This window comes from Halovibrio variabilis, assembly GCF_007991175.1.
GTDB classification, from domain to species: domain Bacteria; phylum Pseudomonadota; class Gammaproteobacteria; order Pseudomonadales; family Halomonadaceae; genus Vreelandella; species Vreelandella variabilis.
On the sequence record NZ_BJXV01000024.1, the window covers coordinates 23,397 to 42,829 of the forward strand.

Genomic DNA, 19,433 nt, shown 5'->3' on the forward strand with positions numbered 1-19,433 from the left:
CTTAAAAGGTACTATTAAGGTCAGCATAATTGCTGGTTTCTAGTGTGGTTCCTTTTTAGCGTATTTAAGTACTTTTAGCGATATAAGATGTTTAGATGACCAACATTGTTTAAAAATGCCGCCTGAGCCAGGTAGGCGGCATTAGTCACTACTGTTTAATGGAAAAGCTTAAGGCCGGGTGTGGCGCCTCTGGCAGTAAGGCGCTGCAGGCGCGAACTTTTTCCAGAAGCTCAGCATGGTTAGGCGCGAGAATGTTGACGTGGGCAAGCTTGCGGCCTTCGCGTTCTGCTTTGTCGTAGCGGTGCAGGTGCGTATTACCAAGCGCGAGAATTGCTGCGTTATCGCCCTCGCGGCCAATCACGTTAATCATGCAGGTGGGCGCAATCGCCTGGGTATCGCCTAAGGGTAGGCCCTGTATCGCACGCAGGTGATTTTCAAACTGGCTGGTCACCGCGCCATCCATGGTCCAATGGCCGGAGTTATGCACCCGCGGCGCCATCTCGTTGGCCAGCAGGCTGCCATCGCGGGTTTGGAACAGCTCCAGTGCCAGTACGCCGACGTAATCCAACTCATCCAACAGCGCGCGAATATAGCTATCGGCGGTCTGTTGAACGCTGGCATCCAAATCCGGCAGCGGCGCTACGGAATAGCGCAAAATACCATCGACGTGCTGGTTTTCCGCCATGGGATAGAACACCACCTCGCCATCGCGACCGCGCACGGCAATCATCGAGACCTCACGCACGAAATCGACGAAGGCCTCCACGACCAGCTGCGTATGGCCGATAGCGCTCCACGCATCCGCCGCCTGCTCGGGCTGTTTCAAGACTGCCTGGCCTTTGCCGTCATAGCCCTCAGTGACCGATTTAGCTACCACCGGGCAACCCAGCTCACGGGCGGCGGCTTCTAGCTGCTCGGCGCTTTCGACCACTCGGTAAGCAGGCGTGGGAATGCCTAAGCGATCAAATAGCGTCTTCTCTTCGACCCGGTTCTGGCATACCTCAATGGCGCGGCTGCTAGGGTAGACGGGCTTATGCTGCTCGATCTCGCGCACCAGTTGAACGGGCAGATGCTCAAACTCGTAAGTCACCACATCGACCTTGGCTAAAAATTCAGCCAAACGCTGGTTTTCAGGGTCGACGATCACCTCGCCGATCCCCGCGCTGGGAGTACCGGTGGTATCCAAAAAGGTAAAACGATTACCCAGGGGGTATCCCGCCAGCGCCAGCATGCGGCCTAGCTGGCCGGCACCTAGAATGCCGACACTGTTTGCAAAACCTGAATTCATGGCCGAACCTCCTTATTCGGCTTCCGGCTCGGGGCGCGGATCCGGGTTATCGAGAACTTTCTGGGTCTGCTCAGCGCGAAACGCTTCGACAGCACTGCGTACGGCGGTATCTTGCAGGCCGACAATTTGCGCCGCCAGCAAGCCCGCATTAGTCGCGCCCGCTTTGCCAATCGCCAGGGTGCCGACCGCAATACCACCCGGCATCTGCGCAATGGAGAGCAGCGAATCCAAGCCTTTCAGCGATTTGGATTCTACCGGTACGCCGAGCACCGGCAACGGCGTTTGCGCCGCCACCATACCCGGCAAATGGGCAGCGCCTCCAGCCCCCGCGACAATCACCTGCAATCCGCGCTCAGCAGCGCTTTTAGCGTAATCGAACAGCAGGTCAGGCGTGCGGTGAGCCGATACCACGCGGGTTTCATACGCGACCCCCAAACGCTCCAGCATGGAGACTGCGTGCTCCATGACCGGCCAGTCAGACTTGGATCCCATAATCACGCCCACCTTGGGTGCGCTGTTCGACGACATGCAAAACTCCTCGGCCCAACGGCCTATCAAAGCGAGCTAAAAATTCAGTAAAGTAGCGTGCGCCAACGCGGCACACATTAGAATAGGAAGGCAGGTAGTTTACCAGAGCTAGCCCCTTTCCGGGCGTTGCTATTGCCGCGAAATATTCATCAAAATAGGCATTGAAAAGCGCCCCCGTTAGCGGCATTGTATGCTTGTCACTTCAGACTGTAGGAGCTACATGAGCACGGCACGCGCAACTGCGACTGCGGAACAGCTTGATCCCCCGCGAAGCAGCCCTGACCTTGATGTCAGGGAACTTGAAAAACGTACGCGTTTAATGCGTATTACTACGCGTCTGATCGCTGTATCAGACCTAGGAAGCCGAGAAATAGCCCGTCGGGCTGGGCTTCCCGTTCAGAAAATTAGTGACCTGCTCGCCGGAAGGCTTGAGCACCTGGGCGTTGAAGAACTCCACGCCCTGCGTCGCACCTTAGAGCTGGAGGCGCCATAGCCGAGAGCCAATCAACGCCTCGCTTAAGCGAGGCGTTTTATATTTAGCGATTAGTTAATCTTCGCGCTGCTCTAACGCTTCCGCAGCCTGAACAGCCTCCTTCTTGGAGGTATGTTCGGAAACGACGACTTCGTTTTCGGGCACTGTCTCATCAATTACCAGCCACCCTGTGACGGTCTCGTTAAGATCATCGGCATCAATAACGGGTTGGATACGAGCTTGTCTAGACATTATAGACTCCTTGTCAATTTGGCAGTAAAGCGGTGTCGTAGGTTAAAACTGCAGATTATCGGGCTCTTCCAATACCTCTTCCCCAGCCGGGGGACGGTTAAGTTCATTGCAGGCACACCCCTCATGAATACACTCCCTTCCCGCAGGGTGACCCGCGGCGCATGCGGTACAACAATAGACGCGCCCTTCTCTGATAGCCGCGTGCTCGCTGTAAGCCTTATGTTCGCAGCCCGGACAAGCACACACTCCCATGTCGGTCATAATAACGTCCCCCTGGTTTTCCATTAATGGCAACTCTATCAGCATAGAAGATAACCACTGAGCAGGTAAAACTTAAGGGCACAAGACACCTAGCGTTGGTTGATTGGCCATCGTGCCCAGCGGTTTGAAGCGGCGACGTCTACTGAAGAGGAATAAATGCTCCTGCAACCGCCACTAGGGCCACCACCACCCAGGCGGGTAGTTTCCACACGGTTAATAGCAAGAAACCGGTAAGCGCCAGCGCAAACTCCTCGGCGCCAATGATCGCGCTCGTCCACACCGGCTGATACAGCGCCGCGCCTAAAACACCCACCACTGCCGCATTGGCACCGCGCATTAGCGCCTGTGCACTGCCCCACTGACGAAATTGATTCCAAAACGGCAATACGCCGACCAGCAGCAAAAAACCGGGAATAAAGATTGCCAGCAGCGCCAACAAGGCCCCGAGCAACCCACTGATACCGGGCAGCAACGCGCCCAAATAAGCAGCAAAGGTAAACAGCGGGCCCGGCACTGCCTGGGCGGCGCCATAGCCTGCCAAAAACTCATCGGGGGTGATCCAGCCTGACTGGACCACTTCGGCCTCGAGTAACGGCAGCACCACGTGCCCGCCGCCAAACACCAACGCGCCCGAACGGTAAAAGGCATCCGCCACGTTCAGCCAGCCAGCGCTTCCCGCCAGCAGCGGCAGCAGAGCCAACAGCCCGCCAAATAGACTCAGTGCCACCATGCCTGCCCGGCGGGATACCGGAAAATGCAGCGACTCACTGGTTGTGGCAGCAGGGCTATTCCGGCACAGCAACAGCCCGGCTAAGCCCCCCAGCACAATCGCCGCCACTTGGCCCAGCGGGCCGCTGACTAATACCACTACGAAAACGGCGGCCAAAGCGATACCCGTTCGGGTTTTATCCGGGCAGAGATTGCGCGCCATGCCCCACACCGCGTGGGCGACAATCGCGACAGCGACTACTTTTAAACCGTGAATAATACCGCTGGCGATAGGGCCATCCAGTACCGCCGCGCCAAACGCAAACAGCGCCAGGATAATCGCCGAAGGCAGCGTAAACGCCAGCCAGGCCATCGCCGCCCCCCACGGGCCTGCGCGCAGTAAGCCGAGTGCAAAGCCCACCTGGCTGCTCGCTGGCCCCGGCAAAAATTGGCACAGTGCGACCAAATCGGCATAGGCCTGCTCGGTCAGCCACTGGCGACGCTCCACAAACGCCGTGCGGAAATAACCCAGGTGAGCCACCGGGCCACCAAACGAGGTCAATCCCAGCGCTAAAAATACCCAAAAAACTTCGGCTACGCGCCCGCGTGCCGGTGTTTGCTCTACCATTTTAGCCACCTAATCCCATTAAAAAAGCGCAAGGCTCTTATCGTAAGCCTTGCGCTTTAACGCGTTATGACAGCAAGTTCATGAGCTTACGCTCATAACGACAACATGGATTATTCCTGGTCGGTTACCGCGCCGGTGCTGGCCGAGCTAACCAAACGCGCGTACTTGGCGAGAACGCCACGGGTGTAGCGGGGTTCAGGCTGCTGCCAGGCAGCGCGACGGCGCGTCAACTCTTCATCGGAGAGATCCACTTCAATGGTATCGGCTTCCGCATCAATGGTGATGGTATCGCCGTCTTCCACCAGCGCAAGCGGGCCGCCGTCGAAGGCTTCCGGCGACACATGGCCGACCACAAAACCGTGGCTACCGCCGGAGAAGCGGCCATCGGTAATCAGCGCCACGTCGTTACCCAGGCCACGGCCCATAATCGCCGACGTAGGCGTGAGCATTTCGCGCATACCGGGCCCGCCTTTCGGCCCTTCGTAGCGAATCACCACCACATCGCCCGCGACCACGGTGCCGTCATTAATGCGCGCCTGGGCTTCTTCCTCGGAGCCAAACACCCGCGCAGAACCGGAGAAGCGGGTCCCCTCCTTGCCGGTAATTTTGGCCACTGCGCCTTCCGGTGCCAGGTTGCCGTAAAGCATACGCAGATGGCTTTCGGCTTTAATTGGGTTGCCCAGCGGCGCGATGATCGGTGGCTCGACGGGGTAAGGCGCGACTTCCGCCAGATTCTCTTCGAGCGTTTTCCCTGTAACGGTTAAGCACTCGCCGTTGAGCAGCCCAGCGTCGAGCAGCATTTTCATCAACGGCTGGATGCCGCCAATCGCCACCAACTCGCTCATCATGTAATGGCCACTGGGGCGCAAATCCGCAAGCACTGGCACACGCTTACCGATCTCGGTGAAGTCGGTAAGGCTGAGCTCAACGTCAATGGTGCGCGCCATGGCAATTAAGTGCAGCACAGCGTTAGTGGACCCCCCCAGCGCAATCACCACGGTGATCGCGTTCTCAAACGCCTCGCGGGTCATGATATCGGAGGGTTTGATATCGTCTGCCAGCAGCGCCAGCACCGCCTCGCCCGCCGCTTTGGAATCGTCGCGCTTTTCTTGGGAAATGGCATTTTGCGCCGAACTGCCCGGCAGGCTCATGCCCAGCGCTTCAATAGCCGATGCCATGGTGTTTGCGGTGTACATGCCGCCACAGGAGCCGGGGCCAGGAATGGCAGTTTCTTCGATGTTTTTAAGTTCAATCAAATCGATATCGCCGCGGGAGTGCGCGCCCATGGCCTCGAAGACCGAAACGATATCGGTATGCCCTTTACCGGGCATAATGGTGCCACCATAAACAAACACGCTGGGGCGGTTTAAGCGCGCCAGGCCCATCAGGCAGCCCGGCATGTTCTTATCGCAGCCGCCAATCGCCACCAGGCCATCAAAGCCTTCGCAGCCGGCCACGGTTTCGATAGAGTCGGCAATCACTTCCCGCGACACCAACGAGTACTTCATACCTTCGGTGCCGTTGGCGATGCCGTCGGAAATGGTAATGGTGTTAAAGATCACGCCCTTACCGCCGCCCGCATCGGCACCGTCGCGGGCAAACTCGGCCAGCTCGTTAATATGGCTATTGCAGGGCGTCACCATGCTCCAGGTAGACGCAATGCCCACTTGAGGCTTTTGGAAATCGGCGTCGTTAAAGCCCACGGCGCGCAGCATCGCACGGCTGGCGGCTTTGCCGGGGCCATCAACCACTTGAGAAGAGTGGCGGCGGGAATTGTTGGAAGGCTCAGTCATGGAAAATATCTCTCAGCTCTGTTCACGGTATCCGCATAGCTTGGCGATGCCACGGCGTTCGCGCAAGGGAAGAGGTCGCATAAGTGAGTTTATTAAAAGTAACTACTGCCAGGAGCGTGCATCACGTGGCAAATCACTTCTGGGGTCGTAGACATCTAATACATCGTTTCCTGCTAGTGTTTCGGTATATAGAACGAGGTTGGTGCCTGAGCTGTGTGCCAACGAAGGAAAAAGTATTCCCTTAGCACCTTGCTCCAATGCCATATCGCCTAGTAACCAACTAGGCGGCTCAATACGTTGATTAAACCAATACTTACGCCAGTCGCAGTTAAGCTCTTGCCACAGGCTATCCCATTTCGAGTCATAGCCTGCTCGAAAATCGACAACATTAGTCACGTTGACCGTATAGCTAACAATCAGACCAGGAGGCATCAATGCAGAAAGCTGCTTGTACTCCGCTAGCGCTGTTTGCTCCTCAAGCGAAAGATATAATGCATCTATGCCAACACGGTTCAGCCGCCCGCCATGCTCTCTCGCACCGGCCCCACTGGTGGGCGAAAATGCCCAGCGTGGAACATGTACTCGGTATACCTGAGCTTTCAGTTCCTCCAGCAATGTCATCCCACCACACCCGCTTGTAACGCCTGAACATAGCGCAGCAGATCGTCGGCTCGCCCTTCACTTACTAACTGCTCGGGCGTTTTATAATCAAACGCACTAAGCGGTTCATTGCGAAACCAAAACAAGGCGTCATGGAAATCGCCATTAATATCTGCCGCTGCGCCGAGTACACGAAGTGCATCACGCAGATAACGTTGCAGTTTTTCCGCCCCTTGGGCACGTGAAATCGTCGTGCGGTGAACATGCGCTTGGCTAGCCAGGGTTTGAATATCGATGCTCAATGCGCTGGCAAACAACTTCGGGTCAATTAAAGGGTGGCGTTCTTCCCGGGCGGCTCCTTTCAAATCAGCCAAAAACCGCTCGAACGAATCAGGTACCAGATACCCGGAAGGCTCATTAAGTGACTCTTTCACAGTGTCCATTATCATCGGCAACCTCCTGATACGCAGCCAGCATACTACTTATATGCATCACATATTCATCATAGCAGCTCTAAAACAGGACGCCAGGGTTTCAAGCTTCAGAACTAAACTTGTGGCACCATAGCGCTTAAATTCCGACCGTCTCTGCCGTGAAGGAACCATCCATTAAGCCACTCAGCCATTAAGGAACACCGCTGCATGTCTGCAAACTCGCTGCTCTCACAAACGCCGTTAATACCGGGCTTTATGGTGGTGCACGCCAATCGCCTGGAAGATTTACGCGGCCTGGCGGTGGAGTGGATGCGCGGCCACCCGCTCGGCCCGCTGGAGAATGAGACCATTCTGGTGCAGAGCAACGGTATCGGGCAGTGGCTAAAGCTGGCATTGGCAGAAGACCCGGCCCAAGGCGGAGCGGGCATAGCCGCAGCATTGAATGTCACGCTGCCCGCGCGTTTTCTGTGGCAGGCCTACCGCAATGTGTTGACCTACACGACGGCCGACGCAGAGGCGGTGCCCGAAACCTCGCCGTTTGATAAGTCGCGCTTGATATGGCGCTTACTGCGCCTGCTGCCCAGCCTGGCCGAGCAGGAAGCTTTCGCGCCGCTAGCGCGCTTTTTAAACGTCGATCGCGACCAGCGCAAGCACTATCAACTGGCCGAGCGGCTGGCGGATCTGTTTGATCAGTATCAGGTCTACCGCGCTGACTGGCTGGACGCCTGGGCGAAAGGCAACGACGTGCTCATCACCGCCCGTGGCGAAGCGCGCCCACTGGAAGCGCACCAGTTGTGGCAGCCAGAACTGTGGCGCGCACTGCGGGACGATGTGGCCAATACACTGGGCGAGGCGGGCCTTAACAGCAGCCGCGCCCAGGTGCATAGCCGTTTTTTGCAAGCCGCCGAGCAGTTGGAAGGCCAGGAGTGCCCGCCGGGCCTGCCCCGGCGGCTGATTATTTTCGGCATTTCATCGCTGCCGCAACAGACTCTGGAAGCCTTGGCGGCGCTGTCACGCTGCTGCCAAATTGTGCTCTGCGTGCACAACCCCTGCCAGTTCTACTGGGCGGATATTATCGAGCACAAAGACCTGCTGCGCGCCAGCCGCTACCGTCAGCAACGTAAAGCGGGCATGCCCGAAGCGCTGGATGTGCTGGGCACCGGCGATGCCACTGATGCCCTGCATCTTCACGCCCAACCGCTGCTCGCCGCCTGGGGCAAACAGGGCCGCGACTATCTTCGCCTGCTTGATGAGCATGACGATTCGGGCAACTACCAAACCCTGTTTGAGCAACAGGCGCTGCGCATCGATATGTTCGAGCCGTTCAGCACCACCGAGTACAGCTGTTTGCTCAGCCAGCTGCAGGACGATATCCGCGAGTTGCGCCCAGTGGCAGAAACTCAGGATCACTGGCCCGCGCTAGACCCGGCCAGCGACAACTCTATCGTGTTTCATATCGCCCACGGCCCGCAGCGGGAAGTGGAGATTCTTCACGATCAGCTGCTCGCCGCCTTCAGCGCCGATCCGGATCTACGCCCACGGGATATCATCGTCATGGTGCCGGATATCGACCGCTACGCGCCGCATATTGAAGCCGTGTTCGGCCAGTACCGCTCGGCGTTCGGTAGCTATACCGCCCGCCCTGACGACCCACGCTACATACCCTACACCCTTTCGGATCAGGCCAGCCGCCACCGCCTGCCGCTGATGATCGCGCTGGAAAAGCTGCTGCGCCTGCCGGAGTTGCGCCTCTCGGTGAGCGACCTTTTAGACCTCTTGGAAGTGCCCGCTCTGCGCGCCCGCTTTGGCATTGCAGAGCACGACCTGCCCACCCTTAGCCGCTGGATTGAGGGGGCGGGTATTCGCTGGGGGCTTAACGCCGAGCAACGCACCCGGCTGGATCTACCCGAGGGGCTGACCCAAAACACCTGGGCCTTTGGCCTGCGTCGCTTGCTGCTGGGCTACGCCGTCGGCAGTGCCGAAGCGTGGCAAGGTATTGAACCGTTTGATGACATTGGCGGCCTGGAAGCATCGCTAGCAGGGCCGCTGGCAACCCTGCTGGAGAAGCTGGAAAGCACCTGGGAAACCTTCTGCCAGCCCACCGACGCCGCCACCTGGGTGGCGCGGCTGCTCGAGCTGCTGGAAACCTTCTTTCTTACCGACGACGCTCAAGAGAGCGTCATGCTCACCAAGCTGGAAACCGCACTCCAGCAGCTGTTGGACAGCACCGAAGAAGCCGAGCTTTTTGATCCGCTGCCGCTTTCCATGGTGCGCGAACACTGGCTGGGGCAAATCGACGAGCATAGCCTCTCTCAGCGCTTTCTAGCGGGAGCGGTCAACTTCGCTACGCTGATGCCCATGCGCGCCATCCCCTTTAAGCATGTGTGCCTGCTGGGTATGAACGACGGCGAGTACCCGCGCTCTCAGCCGCCGTTGGATTTTGACCTGATGGGCAGCGACTACCGCCCCGGCGACCGCTCGCGCCGGGAAGATGACCGCTACCTGTTTCTGGAAGCGCTGCTCTCCGCCCGCCAGCAGCTTTACATTAGTTGGGTGGGCCGTAGCCAGACCGACAACAACCCCATGCCGCCCTCGGTGCTGGTCGGCCAGCTCCGCGACCATCTTGAAGCGGGCTGGCGCAGCCAAACCGATGAGCCGCTGCTGGAAGCGCTGACCACCGAACACCCGCTGCAACCCTTCAGCCGCCGCTACTTCACCGAGCCAACCAGCGACTCCCCCGCCGAAGCGCGGCTATTTACCTATGCCCGCGAATGGCACGCCCTGCACGGCCCCAGGGAGGCCAACTCGTCAACCACAACACCAACGCCGCTTGAGGCAGACACGGAACAGCAAGGCACGCTAACCCTGGCACAACTGGGCAGCTTTCTGCGCGAACCGGCCAAGGCGTTTTTCAATACCCGCCTCGGCGTTTACTTCGAGCAGGAAGAACTGACCCAGCTGGATGTAGAGCCCTTCACGTTAGACGGGCTGCAAAACTGGCAACTGCAGGATCAGCTAATCACCGCCCAGCGCCACGCCGTGGATAACGGCCAGCCGCGTATCGAAGCGCTGCATGCGACACTTGAACGCTTTAAAGGCCAGGGCGTGCTAGCCGTTGGGGCCTTTGGCGAAAGGATGCGCGAAGCACTGGCGGAACCGATGGAAGCCCTGTTTGGTGCCTACGAAGAGGCGCTACAAGAGTGGCCCCAGGCAATAACGGCACCTCAGGCGATTCAGTTTGACGGTCAAGTAACGCTGGAGGATTGGCTGGGGGAACTACGCCAGGACAGTAAAGGCAACCGCTGCCGCCTGCTGCTGCTTAGCAACAGCTTGATCAGCCAAGGGCGCGGCCGCGGTCAGTACCGCTGGCAGCATCTGCTACGCCCCTGGGTCGCCCACTTGGCGGGCAATATTGAGCGTCCCATGACGACCCAGCTGCTCTCGAAAGCGGGCCACGTGCGCCTGGAGCCTTTAGAAGCTGACAATGCCCGCTTCCAGCTGGAAGCACTGCTCAACGCCTGGTGCGATGGCATGCGAGCGCCGCTACCGCTGGCCCCACAAGCCGCTTTTGCCTGGTTGGCCAAGCAAGGCACCCCGGAATCAGAAGACGATGGCGCAAAGGAGAGCGACGCCTACGCCGCCGCCGAAGCCGCCTACGAAGGGGGGCGCTATCAAACCGGCGAAGTCGCCCAAAGCCCCTACCTCGCCCACCAATGGCCAAGCTTTGAACGGCTGTTTAACGAGCAGACCCTGGGCCACCGTTTTGCCTCACTGACCGAAGCGTTCTACGCGCCACTTCACCGTTCGGTCAAGGGTTAACGCTGCATAAAATGTGCTAATCGCTCTTCCCGTTAAGCGACAGTATGCGCCTCGCCAGCGAGATCATTTCCGGGTCGCCGGTGTTCTTTTCCGCCACATCGGAAAGCTTGATCACCGGCAGCCAGCCCTGCCCTTCCGGGCGCGCCTCGACCATTTTAATCACCATGTTCATCGGCTCAACGCCCACGTCATTGGTGAAGTTGGTGCCGATGCCGAATGCCATGCCGATGCGATCCTTACAAAAAGCGTGAATGCGCTCGACCTTCTCGGGCGTTAGCGCATCGGAGAAGATAATCGTCTTGCTCAGCGGGTTAATCCCCAGGCGCTCGTAGTGGGCGATGGTCTGGGAGGCAAACTCAATAGGGTCGCCGCTGTCGTGGCGAACACCATCGAACAGCTTGGCAAATTTCTTATCGAAACTGTCGTAAAAGGCCCGCGTGGTGAACGTATCCGTTAAGGCGATACCCAGGTCACCGCGGTACACATCCACCCAATGCTCCAGGGCCAAGCTATTGGCCATTTTGAAACCAAAACGGGCACCGTGGAACATAAACCACTCATGGGCATGAGTGCCAATCGGTTTAACGTCGTGGCGCATGGCCAGCAGCACATTGCTGGTACCGCTGAATGCCTCACCACCATAGTTACCAAGCGCACCCACCACCCGGTCGTGAACGTCAGAAGAGAAGCGCCGACGGGTGCCAAACTCAGCAATTTTCAGCCCTAAACGGCGGTAGAGTTCAATCTTCTCCTGGGCGTGCTGCTCAATCATCGCATCAGCGTCAGGCGTGATCGTCACGCCGCGCAACCGATACCAAAGCTCGCTGATCAACGCCATCAGCGGCACTTCCCAAAGAATGGTGCGGTACCAGGGCCCTTCGATAATCACCGAAAGGTCGCCCCCCTGTTGCTCAACGATCACCTCGCTGGGGTTGTAGTGGAACCCGGCAAGGAAGTCGAGATACGTAGGGTCGAGATAAGGGCAGGTTATTTCGAGATAGCGCTTTTCCTCATCGGTCAGGCGAAGCCTCGCCATCTTGTCGACTTCGTGGCGAAGTTCAGCGCCAAAGCCATCAGGGAACGCGTGTTCGCCACGATTGATAAAAGCGTAGCGCGCGTGGGCATAAGGAAAGCGTTTGATCACGGCGTTCTGCATCGTGATCTTGTAAAAGTCATTATCCAGCAGCGATGTCAGCATGAGATCCCATCGTTAGAGTGAACCGAAGCCGCCGGTAGCGTAAACTAATTGCACCTAAAGTGGCTCGGCGACAAGATTATCAGGTGCCGAGGCTCTCATACAGTTTAGGAGCTTTCTTCATGCGTATTACCCAAACACAGCGCGCAATCATTCTCTCTGGCGTGAACGAGTTTATTGGTGATTCGGTGGAAACCCATGTGTTTGGTTCAAGACTAGATGATTCCAAGCGAGGCGGCGGTGTTGATCTACTGCTGATTGCTCAGAAAGAGGTACCGCCAAAGGCTTGTGCCGAACTGAATGAAGTACTCGAAGCGTATCTCAAACTGCCGGTGAAAATTGTCACCTATGTAACGACTGATGAGCCAAGCCCCACTCAAGCGAAAGTCTTGGCCGAAGCGTGCCCGATTGATTAGGTAGCGTAAACGGAGTGTTCCAATCGTGACTTGGCACTAGGTTGTTAGGTGGGTTTCGTACAGTCAGTGCTAGTCTTTAACAAGCAGGAGCTGTAATGCGTCTTACTCAAACACAGCGTGCCACCATTCTTTCCAGCGTACACGAGTTCATTAGCGACTCCGCCAGCGTTCATGTGTTTGGTTCGCGCCTTGATGATACCAAGCGAGGCGGTGATATTGATCTGTTGCTGATCACCCCTACAGCAATACCGCTGCTTGCTTGCGCCGAACTCAAAATGGCCCTTGAGGAACGCTTGCAGTTGCCGGTGGATATAGTGACGTATGTTTCCACGGAAGAGCCCACGCCCTTCCAAGCAATCGCCTTGGCACAGTCACACCCGATTGATAGTGAGGAAGCAGCATGAGTAAGGATGTTCTCAGCGAACAACAGCGCTATCTTGCGCAGCTGCTTGAAGCGATCCAGCGCTGCGCCTGGTTTCTCCATCAATCACGCAACAAAATCACCTGGCCCATTGACGGTGAGTGGTTAGCCGAACACAAAAAAGATGTGGATTATTTCGAAACGCTTGCCGCCATCAATGAGCGATTTGCCAAGCTGCAAGACTCCATCGCCTCGGCAATGCGGCACAGTGCCTTGCTTGCGGGTGAATCCACCGACAGTTTTCTCAAAGTACTTGCGCTATTTGAAAAGCAAGGCGTCATAGACGCGACAAGTGACTGGCAACGCTGCCGCGCCATCCGCAACATCGCCGCCCATGACTACTCAACCGACTACGCCCACATAGCAGAACACTTCAACCTGTTGAACGAGCTTGCCGACATATTACTACTGACTTCCTATCGCCTTATTGGCTGGAGTGCTGAACAACTGAAGATTTTTCCCGCCAGCCAAGATTTCGCCACTGAGTTTGACACTATCTTCTTATGAGCCAGCCCGCCCCACTCGATCCATTGCGCCTACCGCTCCACGGCAGCCGGCTGATTGAAGCCAGCGCGGGCACCGGCAAAACCTTCACCATTGCGCTGCTCTACGTGCGCTTTGTACTCGGCGGCCACAGTACGGACGACGACACGGCCTTTGTTCGCCCGCTCACGCCGCCGGAAATTCTAGTCGTTACTTTCACTAACGCCGCCACCCAAGAGCTACGCGAACGTATCCGCAACCGGTTGGTAGAGGCCGCAGAAGTGTTTCGCGATGACGGGCAGGCAAGCGATGAGCTACTGTTAGAACTCCGCGACCAATACGCCCACGCCACCTGGCCCGCCTGCGCCCGGCGCCTGGCCCTGGCCGCCGAGTGGATGGACGAAGCCGCTGTCTCCACCATCCACAGCTGGTGCTACCGCATGCTGCGCGAACATGCCTTCGACAGCGGCAGCCTGTTCTCCCTCAACTTAGAGAACGACCAACGGGAGCTTGAACAGGAAGTGGTGCGGGACTACTGGCGCAGCTTCTACTACCCGCTGGATAGCGACGCCCTCGGCATTGTCACCCGCCACTGGAAATCGCCGGATGAGCTGCACGCCATCCTCCAGCGCCTGCTGCCGGAAAGTGAAGCACTGGGCGACGAAAAACCCGAGCCCAACGAGACCCTGGCCGCCACCCAGGCCGAACGCAGCGCCCAGCTCCGCGCGCTCAAAGCCCCCTGGCCCGCCTGGCTCGACGAACTGGTGCCCGCCCTGGAAGAGGCCGCCAAACGCAAAGCCTTCAAGGGCCAAAGCTTCAATGCCAAAAGTCGCGCCAATTGGCTAGGCGCACTGCGCGAGTGGTGCGAAACCGATGCCGACCGCCCCGCGCTCACCGACGCCGCCTGGAAACGCATGACGCCGGACGGCATGGCGGATATCTGGAAAGAGGGCGCGCCCCCCTGCCCGCCAGCGTGGCAAGCACTGACGCAGCTACCGGCGGAACTTAACGCCCTGCCCGAGCCCCGCAACGACCTGCTGATTCACGCCGTGCAGTGGTGCCGCGCCCGCCTGGAACGGGAGCAGGAACGCCGTGCCGAAATGGGGCCCAACGACCTGCTCACCCACCTGGACCGCGCCCTGCAAGGCCCCAACAGAGAGGCCCTGGCCGCGCAGATCCTGCGCCAGTTCCCCGTGGCGCTGATCGACGAGTTTCAGGATACCGACCCCATCCAGTACCGCATCTTCAATGCGGTGTACGCCATTGCCCAGCCCCGGCGGAACATCGCCATTTTGCTAATTGGCGACCCCAAGCAGGCGATCTACGCCTTTCGCGGCGCGGATATCTTCACCTACCTGCAGGCCCGCCAAGACACCGCTGGCCGCCACGTGACCCTGGGCACCAACTTTCGCTCCAGCCACGCCATGGTGGCCGCGGTTAACCACTGCTTTCACTACGCCGACCAGCATGACGCCGGTGCCTTTCTGTTCCGTGCCGATGACGGCGATAACCCGCTACCGTTCAACCCCGTCAATGCCAAAGGCACCAAAGATACGCTGGTACACAACGACAAACCGCTACCCGCGATGACCCTGTGGCCCCTGGAAAGCGACGAACCGCTCTCCAAAACCGCCTACCAAACCGAGATGGCCGAGCGCTGCGCCTCGCATATGGCCGAGCTGCTGGAAGCAGGCCGCCAACAGCAGGCGGGGTTTTCGAAGGGCTTTGCGAAAGCGGGCGATAACAGTGCGACAGGCGATAGCAGTGTGAGAAGTGGAGAGCAAACACTCACTCCGCTGGCCCCCTCGGATATGGCCGTGCTGGTCAACGGCCTGCAGGAAGCCCGGGCGATTCGCCTGGCGCTGGCCAGCCGGGGCATTAAGAGTGTCTACCTTTCCGACCACGACAAGGTCTTCAACTCGCCCATCGCCCCCCAGCTGGAAACCTGGCTGCGCGCCTGCGCCGAGCCCCAGGCCAACTCCCGCCAAGCGGAAGCCAAACTGCGCGCCGCCCTGGCAACCCCGGTGATCGGGCTTAGCCTAGAAGAGCTCGACCACCTCAACCAAAGCGAGCTGGCCTGGGAAGCACGGGTCGAGCAGTTCAGCGGCTACCACCGCCTGTGGCAGCGCCAAGGCGTGCTGCCGCTGGTGCGCCGCCTGATGGTGGATTTCAAGCTGCCCGAACGGCTACTGGGAGACTTCGCCGACGGTGAGCGCTTGCTAACCGACCTGCTCCATTTGGGCGAACTGCTCCAGCAGGCCAGCCAAGAGCTGGACGGCGAACACGCGCTAATTCGCTTTCTCGCCGAGGCGATTGCCGACCCGGATAGCCACGGCGACAGCCACAAACTGCGCCTGGAGAGCGACGCCGACCTGGTCAAGGTGGTGACCATCCACAAATCCAAGGGGCTGGAGTACCCGCTGGTGTTCCTGCCTTTTATCGCCAACCACCGGCCAGTGAAAGCGGAGGATGTCCCGCTGCGCTGGCACACCGCCGACGGCACCCTCACCCTGAGCCTAAGCGCCGATGAAGCGACGCTGGCCACCGCCGACCGCGAGCGCCTAGGCGAAGACCTGCGCAAGCTCTACGTGGCGCTCACCCGCGCCCGCCACGCCACCTGGCTGGGGCTGGCAACGCTAAAAGGCAGTGAAAATAGCGCCATCGGCCACCTGCTTAACGGCGGCAAACCCCTTGGCCCCAGCGGGCTGCGGGCCGCCCTTGAAGCACTCACCGAAGGCAGCGCCATTGCGCTAACGGATGCCCCGGAACCCACCGCGCTACGCTTTACCCCAGCGCCGGAGCAGCGTGCCCTGGGCAACGCCCGCATCCCGCTGCGCCCCGCTCGGGAGCAGTGGTGGATCGCCAGCTACTCGGCGCTGCGCACCTCCGGGGCCATCTCCCCCCCGACGCCCCAGGCTGAACCCACTACCCCCCAGGAAGCCACCACCCTGGAAGTGCTGGACGAGCCGCGCGATGACGCCACCCACACCGGCGCGTTTCATCTACACCGCTTTCCACGCGGCCCCGGCCCCGGCACCTTTCTGCACGGCTTGCTGGAGTGGGCAGGCCAGCTTGGCTTTAACAATGCCCTGCAAGACCCCGCCGCCCGGGAAGATATGCTGCGGCGGCGGGTGCAACTGCGCGGCTGGCAGGCGTGGCACGACACCCTGGCGGGCTGGTTTGAAGAGCTGCTCGCCACGCCCCTGCCCCTGTCACCGCAGATACCCAACGAAGGCAGCCAAGTGGCGCTATGTGAACTTGAAAGCTACCAGGTAGAACTGGAGTTCTGGTTTGCCGCCCATCAGGTGGGAACGCGCAAACTTGACGAGCTAGTAAGTGATCACTTACTTCCCGGTGTCTCGCGCCCCGCGCTGGATGCCGACACCCTTAACGGCATGCTCAAAGGCTTTATCGATTTGGCTTTTGAACATGATGGCCGCTTCTACGTGCTGGACTGGAAATCCAACTACCTGGGCAGCGACGACAGCGCCTACACCGCGGATGCCCTGCGCAACGCCATGCTGGAAAAACGCTACGACCTGCAGGCGGCACTTTACCTGCTCGCGCTGCACCGGCTGCTAAAAGCGCGCCTGCCCGACTACGACCCGCACCAACACCTGGGCGGCTCGATGACGGTATTTCTACGCGGCAGCCGCACCGCCGCGCGGGGTGTTCACGCGGTGCCCGCCCCGGTAGCACTGATTGAAGCCCTGGATGCCCTCTTTACCGGCACGGCAGCCCATTCAGCAACCGGCCAGGAGGCGGCGGTATGAGCAAGCGCGACAAAGGATCGACCAACGATCCCGTTAATTACGACCTGTTTGCCGACGACACCCCCACGCCCGCCGAACCTACCGCAGCGGTGGCTGCCACCGCTCAAAAAGCGGAACCCCACGCCGCCCTTTACAGCATTGATGCGCTGCTGGCGCTTTGTGAACGCTGGGTCGCGCGGGGCTGGCTGCGAGATTTAGACCGTGCCCTGGTGCGCTTTTTCGCCAACGAGGCAAACGAAGCCCCGCCGCTGCTACTGCTCGGCGCGGCGCTGGCCAGCCACCAGCTCGGCCGAGGCCATGTCTGCCTGGATTTAGCCGCCACCCTCGCCGCCCCCGATTTTGCCCTCTCGCTACCCCCGGAAGGCGACGACCTCAACGACCCGCCGCCACTCCCCAGCGAGGTGCTGGCAACGCTAACGCTAAGTGAGTGGCAAGCCGCGCTCCACCACCCCACGCTAATCAGCGACGGCCCCGGCAATACGCCGCTGGTGAAAAGTGATTCCTCGCTTACCACCCGGCTCTACCTACGCCGCTACTGGCAATACGAGCAAACCCTACACCAGGAAATCGCCGCCCGATTAGCTACCACAGAACTTGATAAAACTGGTGGGAGGCCGCTTAAACGCGGCAGTAATGAAGCCACTCCAGAACATGCGGATGTTTGTGGGAGGGAGCTTCAGCTCGCGAAGGGTGACGATAGTCACCCCCAAATACTCAAAGATGCCCTACACACCCTCTTCCGACCCACCACCACCCTGGATTGGCAAAAAACCGCCTGCGCCCTAGCCGCCCGCAGCCACTTCTCCATCATCACCGGCGGCCCCGGCACCGGCAAAACCACCACCGTGGTGCGCCTGCTAGCCCTGCTACAAACCCTGCAACTAGCAGAACCCAACGCCCACCCACTACGCATCCGCCTAGCCGCCCCCACCGGCAAAGCCGCCGCACGGCTAAATGAATCCATCGCCGGCCAGGTGAGCCAGTTACCTTTCAAAGGGTTAATGTCATTGTGGGAGGGAGCTTCAGCTCGCGAAGATCAGGCCACAGAGCTGCTTCCAGCCACTATTCCCACAGAAGTCACCACACTTCACAGACTTCTAGGCGCCAGACCCGACACCCGCCACTTCCGCCACCACCCCGCCAACCCCCTAGCACTAGATGTGCTGGTGATCGACGAAGCCTCAATGGTGGATATCGAAATGATGACCGCCGTGCTGCGCGCCCTGCCCGCCACCGCCAAGCTAGTGCTGCTGGGGGATAAAGACCAGCTCGCCTCCGTGGAAGCCGGGGCCGTACTGGGCGATTTATGCCGCCGCGCCGAGGCCGCCCACTACACGCCCACCACCGCCCAATGGATTGCAGAGATCACCGGCCAGCCGCTGCCGGAGGCGCTTATCGACCCCGACGGCCAGCCGCTGGATCAAGCCATTACCATGCTGCGGGTCAGCCACCGCTTTGATGCCCATAGCGGCATTGGCCAGCTAGCCCAGGCGATTAACCAACCACTAAGCGATGGGCTAACCCCAAAAGACAAACAGAACGCCGTACATAAGGTACTGCGCCACGGCTACCCGGACGTACACCACCTGATACTGGGAACAGAAGGCAAAAGCGAAGAAGACAGCGCTCTGGAGCGCCTAGTAGTTAACGGCAGTCCGGCGCGTTTTCCCAACAAGGGCGAAGGTCGCCGCGACCACGCAGGCCAACCGATGGCGCCGCCCACCGGCTACCAGCACTACTTAACGATGCTGGACACACAGCGCCCGGACAACGCGCTAAGCTTTGAAGAACACCGCGAGCCCTACCACCAGTGGGCCAGCCAAGTACTTCACGCCTACGGCCACTTTCAACTGCTCTGCGCGCTGCGCAAAGGCCCCTGGGGCGTAGAAGGCTTAAACCTGCGCATCGCCAAGGTACTGCGCAGCGAAAAGCTGCTCAGCGCAAGCGATATTGAACTGGAAAAAGGCTGGTACGAAGGCCGCCCGGTATTGATCACCCAAAACGACTACACCCTGGGCCTAATGAACGGCGATATCGGCATCACCCTGGCGGTGCCGGATCCCCGCTCTTCATCAGGAGCGCCTGGAAGAACACTATTAAGAGTCGCCTTTCCCACCAGCGATACAGACAAACCCATCAACTGGGTACTGCCCTCTCGCCTACACGCGGTAGAAACCGTATTCGCGATGACAGTACATAAATCTCAAGGCTCGGAGTTCAAACACACCGCCCTACTGCTACCGCAAACGCCCAACCCGATTCTCACCCGCGAGTTGGTTTACACCGGGATTACACGTGCCCGGGATTGGCTTACATTGATTGAAGCCAAGCGCGGGATATTGAATGATGCGGTGGCTAGGGA

The 19,433-nt window shown here is 59.3% G+C and carries 16 protein-coding genes; 7 read left to right on the forward strand and 9 right to left on the reverse strand.

Translation table 11 applies throughout. The features are described from left to right. Window positions 1–148: 148 nt before the first annotated feature. Window positions 149–1,288 (reverse strand): 5-(carboxyamino)imidazole ribonucleotide synthase, encoded by a 1,140-nt coding sequence (locus tag HVA01_RS16245; protein WP_146876457.1) that lies wholly within the window; start codon window positions 1,286–1,288, stop codon window positions 149–151. A 12-nt stretch (window positions 1,289–1,300) separates the two neighbouring features. Beyond that, window positions 1,301–1,816 carry a 5-(carboxyamino)imidazole ribonucleotide mutase gene (gene purE / locus HVA01_RS16250; protein WP_146876458.1) on the reverse strand — a complete coding sequence of 172 codons (516 nt, stop codon included), beginning with the start codon at window positions 1,814–1,816 and terminating at the stop codon, window positions 1,301–1,303. A 220-nt stretch (window positions 1,817–2,036) separates the two neighbouring features. Here purE and HVA01_RS16255 point away from each other — a divergent pair, with 220 nt between their 5' ends. Continuing rightward, window positions 2,037–2,309 carry a helix-turn-helix domain-containing protein gene (locus tag HVA01_RS16255; RefSeq protein ID WP_146876459.1) on the forward strand — a complete coding sequence of 91 codons (273 nt, stop codon included), beginning with the start codon at window positions 2,037–2,039 and terminating at the stop codon, window positions 2,307–2,309. 54 nt (window positions 2,310–2,363) lie between these two features. On the opposite strand, the gene HVA01_RS17420 is transcribed toward HVA01_RS16255, so the two are convergent. From HVA01_RS17420 to HVA01_RS16280, 6 genes are all read right to left on the reverse strand, one after another. Beyond that, entirely contained in the window at window positions 2,364–2,540 is a 177-nt protein-coding gene (locus tag HVA01_RS17420; protein WP_170243534.1) for a hypothetical protein, read from the reverse strand. A 42-nt stretch (window positions 2,541–2,582) separates the two neighbouring features. Next, on the reverse strand, window positions 2,583–2,846 hold the full coding sequence (locus HVA01_RS17885) for a metallothionein (RefSeq protein WP_218031566.1): 264 nt from the start codon (window positions 2,844–2,846) through the stop codon (window positions 2,583–2,585). A 94-nt stretch (window positions 2,847–2,940) separates the two neighbouring features. Then, window positions 2,941–4,137 (reverse strand): chromate efflux transporter, encoded by a 1,197-nt coding sequence (gene chrA / locus HVA01_RS16265; protein WP_174787793.1) that lies wholly within the window; start codon window positions 4,135–4,137, stop codon window positions 2,941–2,943. A gap of 110 nt (window positions 4,138–4,247) precedes the next feature. Continuing rightward, window positions 4,248–5,930, reverse strand: coding sequence for a dihydroxy-acid dehydratase (gene ilvD, locus HVA01_RS16270; RefSeq protein WP_146876461.1), 1,683 nt, complete (start codon window positions 5,928–5,930; stop codon window positions 4,248–4,250). 102 nt (window positions 5,931–6,032) lie between these two features. Then, window positions 6,033–6,551 (reverse strand): RES family NAD+ phosphorylase, encoded by a 519-nt coding sequence (locus HVA01_RS16275; RefSeq protein ID WP_146876462.1) that lies wholly within the window; start codon window positions 6,549–6,551, stop codon window positions 6,033–6,035. Beyond that, a complete protein-coding gene (locus HVA01_RS16280) occupies window positions 6,548–6,979 on the reverse strand; it encodes a DUF2384 domain-containing protein (protein WP_146876463.1) in 432 nt (143 codons plus the stop codon). Before HVA01_RS16280 ends, HVA01_RS16275 begins: the two co-directional genes overlap by 4 nt. 192 nt (window positions 6,980–7,171) lie before the next feature. Here HVA01_RS16280 and recC point away from each other — a divergent pair, with 192 nt between their 5' ends. Then, window positions 7,172–10,783 (forward strand): exodeoxyribonuclease V subunit gamma, encoded by a 3,612-nt coding sequence (recC, locus tag HVA01_RS16285; RefSeq protein ID WP_146876464.1) that lies wholly within the window; start codon window positions 7,172–7,174, stop codon window positions 10,781–10,783. 16 nt (window positions 10,784–10,799) lie between these two features. Here the strand turns inward: recC and pncB are convergent, their stop codons facing one another. Continuing rightward, window positions 10,800–11,981 carry a nicotinate phosphoribosyltransferase gene (gene pncB / locus HVA01_RS16290; protein WP_146876465.1) on the reverse strand — a complete coding sequence of 394 codons (1,182 nt, stop codon included), beginning with the start codon at window positions 11,979–11,981 and terminating at the stop codon, window positions 10,800–10,802. Window positions 11,982–12,100: 119 nt separating this feature from the next. Here pncB and HVA01_RS16295 point away from each other — a divergent pair, with 119 nt between their 5' ends. The 5 genes from HVA01_RS16295 to recD all read left to right on the forward strand — a co-directional run. Then, window positions 12,101–12,394 (forward strand): nucleotidyltransferase domain-containing protein, encoded by a 294-nt coding sequence (locus tag HVA01_RS16295; RefSeq protein WP_146876466.1) that lies wholly within the window; start codon window positions 12,101–12,103, stop codon window positions 12,392–12,394. Window positions 12,395–12,489: 95 nt separating this feature from the next. Continuing rightward, window positions 12,490–12,798 carry a nucleotidyltransferase domain-containing protein gene (locus tag HVA01_RS16300; protein ID WP_146876467.1) on the forward strand — a complete coding sequence of 103 codons (309 nt, stop codon included), beginning with the start codon at window positions 12,490–12,492 and terminating at the stop codon, window positions 12,796–12,798. After that, entirely contained in the window at window positions 12,795–13,322 is a 528-nt protein-coding gene (locus HVA01_RS16305; RefSeq protein ID WP_146876468.1) for a hypothetical protein, read from the forward strand. The genes HVA01_RS16300 and HVA01_RS16305 overlap by 4 nt, the downstream gene beginning before the upstream one ends. Next, complete coding sequence (gene recB, locus HVA01_RS16310) at window positions 13,319–17,071, forward strand: exodeoxyribonuclease V subunit beta (protein ID WP_146876469.1); 3,753 nt, start codon at window positions 13,319–13,321, stop codon at window positions 17,069–17,071. Before HVA01_RS16305 ends, recB begins: the two co-directional genes overlap by 4 nt. Continuing rightward, the coding region (gene recD, locus HVA01_RS16315; protein ID WP_146876470.1) for an exodeoxyribonuclease V subunit alpha at window positions 17,068–19,433 on the forward strand (2,366 nt) is incomplete at its 3' end. The genes recB and recD, both read left to right, overlap by 4 nt.

Excerpts from the sequence above, each read along its gene's own strand:
- pncB (WP_146876465.1), bottom strand. The coding sequence starts at position 11,981 with ATGCTGACATCGCTGCTGGATAATGACTTTTACAAGATCACGATGCAG.
- HVA01_RS16295 (WP_146876466.1), top strand. The coding sequence starts at position 12,101 with ATGCGTATTACCCAAACACAGCGCGCAATCATTCTCTCTGGCGTGAAC.
- purE (WP_146876458.1), bottom strand. The coding sequence starts at position 1,816 with ATGTCGTCGAACAGCGCACCCAAGGTGGGCGTGATTATGGGATCCAAG.
- HVA01_RS16275 (WP_146876462.1), bottom strand. The coding sequence starts at position 6,551 with ATGACATTGCTGGAGGAACTGAAAGCTCAGGTATACCGAGTACATGTT.
- ilvD (WP_146876461.1), bottom strand. The coding sequence starts at position 5,930 with ATGACTGAGCCTTCCAACAATTCCCGCCGCCACTCTTCTCAAGTGGTT.
- HVA01_RS16305 (WP_146876468.1), top strand. The coding sequence starts at position 12,795 with ATGAGTAAGGATGTTCTCAGCGAACAACAGCGCTATCTTGCGCAGCTG.
- HVA01_RS16280 (WP_146876463.1), bottom strand. The coding sequence starts at position 6,979 with ATGATAATGGACACTGTGAAAGAGTCACTTAATGAGCCTTCCGGGTAT.
- chrA (WP_174787793.1), bottom strand. The coding sequence starts at position 4,137 with ATGGTAGAGCAAACACCGGCACGCGGGCGCGTAGCCGAAGTTTTTTGG.
- HVA01_RS17885 (WP_218031566.1), bottom strand. The coding sequence starts at position 2,846 with ATGCTGATAGAGTTGCCATTAATGGAAAACCAGGGGGACGTTATTATG.
- HVA01_RS16300 (WP_146876467.1), top strand. The coding sequence starts at position 12,490 with ATGCGTCTTACTCAAACACAGCGTGCCACCATTCTTTCCAGCGTACAC.
- HVA01_RS17420 (WP_170243534.1), bottom strand. The coding sequence starts at position 2,540 with ATGTCTAGACAAGCTCGTATCCAACCCGTTATTGATGCCGATGATCTT.
- recB (WP_146876469.1), top strand. The coding sequence starts at position 13,319 with ATGAGCCAGCCCGCCCCACTCGATCCATTGCGCCTACCGCTCCACGGC.
- HVA01_RS16245 (WP_146876457.1), bottom strand. The coding sequence starts at position 1,288 with ATGAATTCAGGTTTTGCAAACAGTGTCGGCATTCTAGGTGCCGGCCAG.
- HVA01_RS16255 (WP_146876459.1), top strand. The coding sequence starts at position 2,037 with ATGAGCACGGCACGCGCAACTGCGACTGCGGAACAGCTTGATCCCCCG.
- recC (WP_146876464.1), top strand. The coding sequence starts at position 7,172 with ATGTCTGCAAACTCGCTGCTCTCACAAACGCCGTTAATACCGGGCTTT.